The sequence below is a fragment of the Subtercola boreus genome (assembly GCF_003399635.1).
GTDB classification, from domain to species: domain Bacteria; phylum Actinomycetota; class Actinomycetes; order Actinomycetales; family Microbacteriaceae; genus Subtercola; species Subtercola boreus_B.
Window position 1 is genome coordinate 1 of sequence record NZ_NBXB01000052.1, and the last position, 9,180, is coordinate 9,180.

Consider the following 9,180-nt stretch of genomic DNA (forward strand, 5'->3'; position numbering starts at 1 on the left):
AGCGGTCATCGTGTTGATGCCTTTCGAGTGGGATGTAGGAATTTCCTCGAAGGAACACCACGGTGACCGCGCCCCCGTCCAAGACGAGGCCAGCCACCGGGGCTACACCACTGTAAGGGGCACTACTTTTCCTGGGCGTGCCTGATCCGTTGATTTGCTTAGCGGACGTTTCTTCGCGAATCTTGCCCGACGTCGGGTGCGTCTCTGCGCAAACCGAAGGGCCGCGGAGTACGCCGTAGCTTTGGATGGATGCCTGGCTGATCGCAAGTGGGCATTTGTTTCTGTGTTGATCCGATATATCGGAACCGTGATTTTGTCAACGTGGGGCCACGTTAGATCAACATCCCGGGGCCAATTCAGACTGACACAACCAGAACCGCGAGCCCATACGTATGCGAATCCTTCAGGTAGTGGGAGTGCGCCTAACAGGCAGAACAACGACGAAAAGTGCCCCGTGGACTGGAGCATCCAAGACGCTGATCGACCCTCCGTGTGCCCGAGTAATGTCTGCGGCGATTGCCAGACCGAGGCCGGAGTTGCCGCTGGACCTATCGCGGCTAGTGTCAAGTCGAACGAATCGTTCGAACACGCGACCATGGTCCGGGGAAGCGATTCCCGGCCCATCGTCGGCTATTTCGACCACAATAGACCCAACCCCGTGTTGCGCCGTGATCGTCACGGCCGTTGTGGTGTGGCGGATCGCGTTCTCAATGATGTTGCGGAACATCCGTTCGAGGTGCTGAGGGTTTCCTTGGACAGTGAGTTCCTCGGCGAGGTCGGTGTGCACACTGATGGGACCGGTATCTGAACTCGCGAGTACTCGGTTGAGGAGCTTGCCGATATCGATCTCCCGCGAACCATCGGTGAGCTTTCCCTCGTCGGATTTAGCAAGCAGCAGCAGCTGCTGGATGAGTGTCTCGAGCCGTTCGGATTGTTCGGCCGCACGCGCAGCGATGATGGGCCACGGCGCGATGTCGGGATGTGCGAGCCCAACTTCCAAGGTCGTGCGGATCGCGGCGAGGGGGCTTCGCAGCTCGTGCGATGCGTCAGCGACGAATCGCCGTTGCCGAGACGTCGAGCGCTCGAGCCGCGCGAGCATCTCATTCATTGTCGCGGCGAGTTGGCCGATCTCGTCGCGGATCCGAGGCTCAGGAACGCGCCTGGAAAGGTCTTCCGAGGTGATGTCATCGACGGATCGGCGGATCACGTCGACAGGTCGAAGCGCACGGCCGACGATCAGCCAGACTGCCACCATCGAGAGGACGAGGATAATCGGCAAACCAATGAGCACGTGCCGACCAAACTCCGAGGTCATCGCATCAAGCAAACCGGTATCGGTACCGGTGATGATGCTGACGGAAGCGCCCCCGACGTTTGCGTGCGTGCCGACGACGATGGCGGAAGCGGGAATGGTCGAATTTGCCGCGGGTTGTCTTACCGGCTGATTGCTTGCGATGGGGAGAGCGTAAACAGCCGGCAGCCCTGCGAGTGTTCGAGTGGAGGCGAGCACTGTTCCGTCTGCGGCGATGACTTGGGCTTCGGCCGCGGGGTCGAGCGTGGACTGGGGTAGGGGGGAGGGCCACGTTCCTCCTTCTCCGGTCTGCGCAATTTCTGCGGCATAGGTGCGAAGCTCGCTGTCGAGGTTCTGGCGTACCGAGTTGGTCTGCAGCACGTACAGCAGAGACATTCCGCCGACGATAGCGCAGGTGATAGCGACCCCGGCTATCAGGGCAACGCGCGTCCTAAGCGAAGTTCGACCCCGCCAGATGCGTACCAGTCGGGACGGGCGCGGTCTGCCGTTCCCGCTCATGTTGCGTCGTTCTGAATCAGGTACCCTTCCCCGCGTAGGGTCTGGATGCTCGGAATCTGCTCAGACACGTCGATTTTGCGACGCAGCCGATGCACAAGCACTTCCACCACCGCAGGGCCTCCTTCGTACGCAGTATCCCAGCAGTGGTCGAGAAGTTCATTCTTCGACACCACCACTCCTTTGCGGCGCATCAGATATTCGAGCACCGCCAGCTCTCGGCTCGTTAGCTCGATGATGTGACCATCTCGCTGAACCGATCGACTGGAGGGATCGAAGGTCAACCCTGCAGCGGTGAGCCGCGTTGGCCGGTTGCCTAGCGTTCGACGGGTCAGCGCACGCAGGTGAGCGAGCAGAACAGGGTAAGCGAATGGTTTCGCTAGGTATGCGTCTGCGCCGCTGTCGAGGCCCTCCGCGTGATCGAGATCGTCGTCCATCGCTGTGAGCATCAGAACTGGGGTCCAGATACCCATCTCTCGCAACCGGCGACAGACCTGATAACCGTCGATGCCCGGGAGCATCACATCCAGCACGATGACATCGTGCGGGAACTCCTCGGCTTTCCAGAGCCCGTCGACACCGTTTTCTGCAATGTCGACGACATACCCCTCGGCTTGCAACCCCCACGAAAGTGACGCCGACATCGCCTGTTCATCTTCGACCACCAGCACGCGCATCCCTCAAGCATCCCCCAACTTCATTGCAGACGGCTTACAGATGATGTGTGCCCCCTGCTGCCCCGCAGGGCGCTCAGGCAACGCACAGGCGGAGAAAGAATAGCGTCAGCTACCGGTCCCTACTGTGCTCATCATGACACTTCTCGAAAAACCAGTTGCGCCGTGGGCGCCGGATGAACCTCCCCGCAAACCGCTCTTCGCCCGGCTCGGCGAATGGTGCGCCCGGTTCGGCTGGATTGTCGTCACCGCCTGGATAATCGTTCTTGTCGGAACCACCCTCGCCAGCTCAGCGCTCGGGGGATCGTTCAACGCCCAGTTCTCGTTGCCGAACTCACCGGCGCAGATCGGCGCCGACCTGCTCGCGACACACACTTCTTCCGGCTCCAGTGCTCCCGTAAATCCGAATGCCCCCTCGGGCGAGATCGTCTTCCATGTCTCGAACGGGTCGCTGACCGACAGCACCGCTGCCATTGAAAGCTCAATCACGGCGCTCCGATCGACGGCCACCGTCGCATCGGTCAGCGATCCGCTCTCCGTCGTATCGCCCGACGGCCGCGTAGCTGTCGCGACAATCACATACGACACGTCGGTAACCGCGCTTGACCAGTCAACAGCCACGTCGACCGACCAAGCCATGACCGGTGCCCGAAGCAGCGGCGTCGCCGTCGATTACGGGGGCGACCTCGCTACTGCCGCCCAACCGTCAACGAACTCCACCGCGGAACTCATCGGCATCGGAGTAGCTGTGCTCATTCTGCTGTTCGCGTTCGGCAGCGTACTCGCAACGCTCGTACCCGTTCTCTCGGCCGTGATCGGTGTCTTTGCCGGAGTCGCGACGCTTGGCATCTTCAGCGCGTGGTACCAGTTTCCGAACGAGGGACCCACCATTGCGCTCATGATGGGGCTCGGCATCGGGATCGACTATGCGCTCTTCCTCACCACCCGATTCCGGCAGCTGATCCTCGACGGACTCGATCCGCGCGAAGCAGTTGGCCGCACCGTCGCCTCCAGCGGCCGCGCGATCGTCATCGCAGCAACAACGGTCGTCATTTCGCTCGCTGGCCTCTACGCTTCGGGCATCTTCTACATCGGTCAACTGGGCATCTCCGCCAGCATCACCGTAACCGTAGCCGCACTCGCGGCGATCACGCTGGTACCTGCAATGCTCGGCATCGCCGGTAAGCGCATCGACAAACTGAAGGTGCGTCGTACTCCGATCGCCGAACCGTCCGGGGAGTCGTCGGGCTGGAACCGCTACGCCCGGGCCATCGGTCGGCACCCCGTCGTCTACCTGACTTCAGCGCTGCTCCTCCTCCTCGTTCTCGCGGTACCGACCCTCTCGCTCCAGATCGGCAGCCCCGGTGTTCGAGCCCTCCCGGTGACCTCTACCGAACGGGTGGCCTCCGAGACGATCGATCGCGGCTTCGGTGCCGGCTATCAGTCTCCACTCACTGTGGTAGTCAACGCCGCCGGCCAAACGGATGCCCAACTCAGCCAGACCGCGACGACCCTGCAGAGCGCACTCAGCGGTACAGCAGGGGTCGCGTCAGTGACAGCATTCGCGCCGACCCCCGACAAGGCGCTACTCGTCGGGAAAATCATCCCCAGCACAGGCGCAACCGATTCGGCAACTTCAACGCTCATCACCACCCTCAACCAGGCCGTGCTACCAACAGCACTTGCCGGTTCGGGAGCCATTGGATACGTGACCGGGTCAGCGGCCAGCAACCTCGCCTTACAAAGTGCCGTCGGAGCAAGTCTGCCGATCGTGCTCCTCGTCGTTGTAGCAGCAGCAATACTGCTCATCCTGCTGACCTTCCGTTCGCCCGTTCTTGCGCTGAAGGCCGGACTCATCAACTTGCTCTCGATCGCAGCCTCGTACGGCATCCTGGTCGCCGTTTTTCAGTGGGGCTGGGGGTCATCGCTGCTCGGAATCCCGCAAGGCATCCCCATTGTCTCGTTCGTGCCGATGCTGATGTTCGCCATCATCTTCGGGCTCTCAATGGACTACGAAGTTTTCCTGCTGTCACGAATACGAGAGTCCTGGCTCAAGACCGGATTGAATTCGGTGAGCATCGCACACGGCCTCACAGTGACCGGACGAATCATCACCTGCGCCGCCGTCATCATGGCCTGCGTGTTCTTCTCCTTCGTGATCATGCCAAGCGCCACCATCAAGATGCTCGGCCTCGGACTTGGCATCAGCGTGCTCATCGACGCGACCATCGTGCGACTGGTCATCGTACCCACCGCGATGCAGCTATTCGGCAAAGCGAACTGGTGGACCCCGAAATGGCTCGACAAATTCCTTCCCCACCTCGAACCGTGATCCCCTTAGGCCGACAGACAGGATGACTGAATGATCCGTATGGCCCTTCGCGAACTCCGCGACAACCGCTCACAACACGTCGCAACGGTCATCGTCGCTTTGCTGGGCGCGCTACTTGGCACAATGCTGATCGAGGCTGAGGTGATGCTGACAACCCAGTCCTCTGGCGGCGGGTTTTACGTACACCCGTACGTTCCGCTGGTGCTCGGGGTGCTTGGCATCATTTTCGTAGCCGTCGCCACGTTTGTGGCCATCATCGTCACCGCCAACACGTTCACGATCGTCATCGCAGGGCGCGCGAAACGTATCGCCTTGTTCCGGCTGATCGGGGCATCGTCGGAGACTCTACGCCGCGCTGTCTGTGTTGAAAGCATCATCGTCGGCACTGTTGGTGCCCTACTCGGTACCGCCCTAGGCGCGGCGCTGGCGGCCGCCGTCAGTGGCGCACTCATCCAAACGGGGGTGTTCTTGCCGCTCAGCACGAACTTTTTCCCGTGGGAACTGATCTTCCCGATTCTGATCGGCGCAGCCAGTACCGGCGTCGCGGGATGGATCGGCACCAGCGGCATCGTCTCAGTGTCACCGATCCAAGCGCTCGGCCGTGCGCGGGAGCCCGCTCTCGGCGACCTGCAGGAGGCAGCGCTGAAACGGCGGCCCCTGATCACCTGGCTGCTCGTTGGCGGGTTCGTGATACTACTGTCTGGGGTAGGTATCGGGTACTTCACGCCCTACGGACTCATCGTCGCGTTCCTCGGTGGTGCGGCGAGCTTCCTCGGCTTCGTCGCAGGTGCCAGCGCATTCCTGCCACCAATCATGAACCAGGTTGGCCGGCTACTCGGCGGATCCGCGGCAGCGAAACTCGCCGCGGCCAACGCACTCCGCTACCCTGCCCGGAGCGCGCGGTCAACGATCGGACTGGTTATCGGGGTGACCCTCGTAACCATGTTCGCGGTTGCTGGGCAAACCTACTTCGACGTCTCAACCCGGATCGTGAACAGCCTCCCCTCTGCAGCTCAAGAAAACGTCTCACCGTTCCTCGGCCTCGTCCTGGGCGTCATCGGCATCCTGATCGGGTTCTCCCTCGCGATCTCAGCCGTCGGTCTGATCAACGCACTATCCCTCAGCGTCCTCCAACGGCGACGCGAAATCGGTCTGCTTCGAGCCCTCGGCCTGACCAGGACGCAAGTTCGCTGGATGATCTTCAGCGAAAGTATCCAACTCACCATAACCGGAGTCATCTGCGGCCTCGTGTTAGGCACAATCTACGGCTGGGCGGGGGCCTTGACCGCCCTCTCCTCCGACCACCATGTCGGCGGCTACTTCTGGCTCTCCTTCCCCGTCTGGCTCCTTGCAGCCGTCATCGGTGCCGCCGCGATCCTCGCGATCATCGCCTCACTCGCGCCCGCCCGGCGCGCCACCCAAGTACCTCCCGTGCTGGCCGCGTCCGTTGACTAGCGATCGATTGGGCCCACGACTATTGGGTCTCATTGTGGGGATCCCGTTAGCGAACTCGCTCATTCCTTGGCCATCCTCGTTCGCCGCTGATAGGCGCGGAAATCAGACGAATTGACGGTCCCTGCCTACATCCCGAGCCCCCCAATCAGTGAGTTCGCCCTCGGCCCCCTAACGATCCACTTCTATGCCCTCTGCATCATGATCGGCATCGGGATCGCGGTCTGGTTGACCCAGCGTCGACTCGCCGCCCGCGGTGCTGCAAAAGGCACAGTCATCGACATCGCACTCTGGGCCGTCCCGTCCGGCATCATCGGAGCCCGGATTTATCACGTGATCAGTCATCCGACCGACTACTTCTACCCAGGCGCCGATCTTCTGAAGTCGCTCTACATTTGGGAGGGTGGGCTTGCGATCTTCGGTGGGATCCTGTTCGGTTCAGTTGGCGCATATATCGCCTGTAGACGAAGTGGCGTCAGATTCTGGGCTTTCGCGGATGCCCTCGCCCCGGGGCTCCTGCTCGCCCAAGCCTTCGGCCGATTCGGCAACTACTTCAACCATGAGCTATTCGGCGGACCTACCAGCCTCCCGTGGGGCTTGCAGATCGAAACCTCAAATATCGCCTACCCCCTGGGACTCCCTGACGGCACCCTATTTCACCCGCTCTTCTTATACGAAATGATCTGGAACGTCGCCGGCGCGTTCCTGATCGTCTATATCGAGCGTCGCGCGCAACTCCACCACGGTGAAACTCTCGCCCTATACCTCATCTGGTATGGGTCAGGTCGAACATTCTTCGAATGGCTACGCCTTGATCCGACCGAATTCACCATCTTCGGCCTGAAGGCAAACATCGTCACCGCGCTCCTTCTCGCCATGGCGGGCGCGATCTTGCTCCTCATCCAACGACGGCGACGCCTTCCATTCCCAGAATCCGCCTACGTCAAGAAAACAAAGAACGACGAGGTGCTCTTCGGCGACGTAGTACACGAGCCGGACCGCGGTCGCCGTGGGAATCCTGATTAGCTGAGACCAGCTACACGGTGTGCATGCAAGTCGCGCCTGTTCGGGCATCGATCGGACTGTCTGGCCGTCGAGGAACACATGCACCATGGTGGCGGTTTCGTGGTCAAGGTCGTACTGGCCTTGATACAGAGGTTGCCGACAGCACGGAGGAGAAGCGCCCCTTCGACGTCGGTTCGAAGCAGGCCGGCGTCGATACCGTCCTCGAGCAGTTGAGTGCACGCGGGGACGAGCCTGTCCAGGAAATAAGTATGAAGAGCTCCGAAGTCGCTGGCGTCGGAGGTCATCGCGAACGCGAGTCCGTGTTTGATGGTGAGGAATTCTACGAAGAGATCAATCCACGCTTTCAGCGCCACAGGCGACGCGACGACGTAGGTGCAGCGCTGTCAGATTGCGACAACCGAAATCTTGCATTCCTGCGCCCGCTGGTAAATCCACACGTCGTGAAGCCGAATGAGCCAGGTCAATGGCAGACCTTGGCCCGAGTGCTGAACGACGCCGATCACGATGCGCCGCCAGCGCAGCCATCTGACCTACGGACTACTCATGACATGCTGCGCGATATAACGCGGAGCCACGAGGTAAGTACTGCAAACAGACCGATTGTCGCCTAACAGTTGTGTCAGATCTGGCTGAACGTGGTAGCGCGGTTAGCGCGCGATAGTCGAGAACCTAGTCCACCGCTCGATCGCTAAAGCGTCTCGAAAAGGTAAAGGCGGTTTCAATGGGTCGTCGCAACACCTATTGATTTGAGGTTGTTGCGATGGGTGCGAATAAAGAGGGACGAGAGCGACAGGCACGATATTGGGACCTGATTCGGTTGAGGATGTCGACTGGTGCTGCGTGCGAAGCTATCGGCGTGGACAGACGTCAGGGTTACCGTTGGATCAAAGCTGCCGGTGGGCAGATACCTGCTCGAAAGATCGTGGGATCCGGTCGCTACCTCACTCAAGACGATCGGTTGGTAATCGCTGATCTTCGCCTCAGCGGTACTGGTGTCAGAGCAATCGCCCGCGAGCTTCACCGCGCACCGAGCACGATCTCCCGTGAGCTGCGCCGCAACGGCCGCGCGAACACGTTGGCGTATCGGCCCCACGCAGCACAGAAACGCGCGGAAGAAAGGGCGCGAAGACCGAAGGCTGGCAGGCTTGACGATCTCGTGCTCGCTGCCGCTGTCGAAGCGCGCTTGGTGAAGAATTGGTCTCCACAGCAGATAAGCGACGACCTCCGACGGGTCTTCGCTGGCAGGGAGGAGATGCAGGTGTCGCACGAGACCATCTACCAGTCCCTCTTCGTTCAGGGCCGCGGCCAGCTGCGGGCCGACCTTCACAGACACCTGCGGACCGGGCGGGTAGCCCGGAAATTCCGCGGGCAGCCCGCCCTGTCGAAGGGAAAGATCCGGGACAAGATCATGATCAGCGAGCGACCCGCGGAAGCGGAAGATCGCGCGATACCCGGCCACTGGGAAGGGGACCTGATCGTGGGCACGAAAAGTAAATCAGCCATCGGGACCCTCGTCGAACGCTCGACCCGGTTCGTGATGCTGGTCCACCTCCCAGACGGCCACAGCGCCGAAAACGTGCGAGACGGGCTCATCAGCACGATTCAAACCCTGCCGGCGCACCTGCGGCGATCCCTGACCTGGGACCAGGGAACCGAAATGGCCAAACACAAAGAAGTCACCCTCGCGACCGAGATGGCGATCTACTTCTGCGACCCCCACTCACCCTGGCAGCGCGGATCAAACGAAAACACCAACGGTCTTCTGGAGTGGTCCCCGATAGTTGGACACCGAATTTAGGGTTCCTTCTTCAGGGAGTATTCAGATGTATTCGAAAAGCACGTTGAGTCACTCAGACGCCGTTTCGGCTGTCGCGTTGTTCGAGCAGGGG

6 protein-coding genes and 1 pseudogene are annotated in these 9,180 nt (G+C 60.9%); 5 read left to right on the forward strand and 2 right to left on the reverse strand.

Annotated elements, in window-relative coordinates; genetic code table 11:
* Positions 1-403: 403 nt before the first annotated feature.
* Both B7R22_RS17985 and B7R22_RS17990 read right to left on the reverse strand, forming a co-directional pair.
* Complete coding sequence (locus tag B7R22_RS17985; protein WP_172582543.1) at positions 404-1,687, reverse strand: sensor histidine kinase; 1,284 nt, start codon at positions 1,685-1,687, stop codon at positions 404-406.
* Positions 1,688-1,806: 119 nt separating this feature from the next.
* Positions 1,807-2,484 (reverse strand): response regulator transcription factor, encoded by a 678-nt coding sequence (locus B7R22_RS17990; RefSeq protein ID WP_116413070.1) that lies wholly within the window; start codon positions 2,482-2,484, stop codon positions 1,807-1,809.
* A gap of 133 nt (positions 2,485-2,617) precedes the next feature.
* Between B7R22_RS17990 and B7R22_RS17995 the strand changes: the two genes are divergently transcribed.
* The 5 genes and pseudogenes from B7R22_RS17995 to B7R22_RS18015 form a co-directional block, all read left to right on the forward strand.
* Positions 2,618-4,813 carry an MMPL family transporter gene (locus B7R22_RS17995; protein ID WP_116413075.1) on the forward strand — a complete coding sequence of 732 codons (2,196 nt, stop codon included), beginning with the start codon at positions 2,618-2,620 and terminating at the stop codon, positions 4,811-4,813.
* 30 nt (positions 4,814-4,843) lie between these two features.
* Positions 4,844-6,268 (forward strand): ABC transporter permease, encoded by a 1,425-nt coding sequence (locus tag B7R22_RS18000; protein WP_116413071.1) that lies wholly within the window; start codon positions 4,844-4,846, stop codon positions 6,266-6,268.
* Positions 6,269-6,379: 111 nt separating this feature from the next.
* Entirely contained in the window at positions 6,380-7,291 is a 912-nt protein-coding gene (gene lgt, locus B7R22_RS18005) for a prolipoprotein diacylglyceryl transferase (protein ID WP_116413072.1), read from the forward strand.
* Between the two features lie 23 nt (positions 7,292-7,314).
* Complete coding sequence (locus B7R22_RS19355) at positions 7,315-7,902, forward strand: hypothetical protein (RefSeq protein WP_172582545.1); 588 nt, start codon at positions 7,315-7,317, stop codon at positions 7,900-7,902.
* A gap of 149 nt (positions 7,903-8,051) precedes the next feature.
* Positions 8,052-9,056 (forward strand): annotated as a pseudogene (locus tag B7R22_RS18015) (IS30 family transposase); the annotation flags it as partial.
* Positions 9,057-9,180 lie beyond the last annotated feature (124 nt).

Bases quoted from the DNA above. Each gene is read 5' to 3' on its own strand.
- B7R22_RS17990 (WP_116413070.1), bottom strand. From the start codon at position 2,484: ATGCGCGTGCTGGTGGTCGAAGATGAACAGGCGATGTCGGCGTCACTT.
- B7R22_RS19355 (WP_172582545.1), top strand. From the start codon at position 7,315: ATGCAAGTCGCGCCTGTTCGGGCATCGATCGGACTGTCTGGCCGTCGA.
- B7R22_RS17985 (WP_172582543.1), bottom strand. From the start codon at position 1,687: ATGTCTCTGCTGTACGTGCTGCAGACCAACTCGGTACGCCAGAACCTC.
- B7R22_RS18000 (WP_116413071.1), top strand. From the start codon at position 4,844: ATGATCCGTATGGCCCTTCGCGAACTCCGCGACAACCGCTCACAACAC.
- B7R22_RS17995 (WP_116413075.1), top strand. From the start codon at position 2,618: ATGACACTTCTCGAAAAACCAGTTGCGCCGTGGGCGCCGGATGAACCT.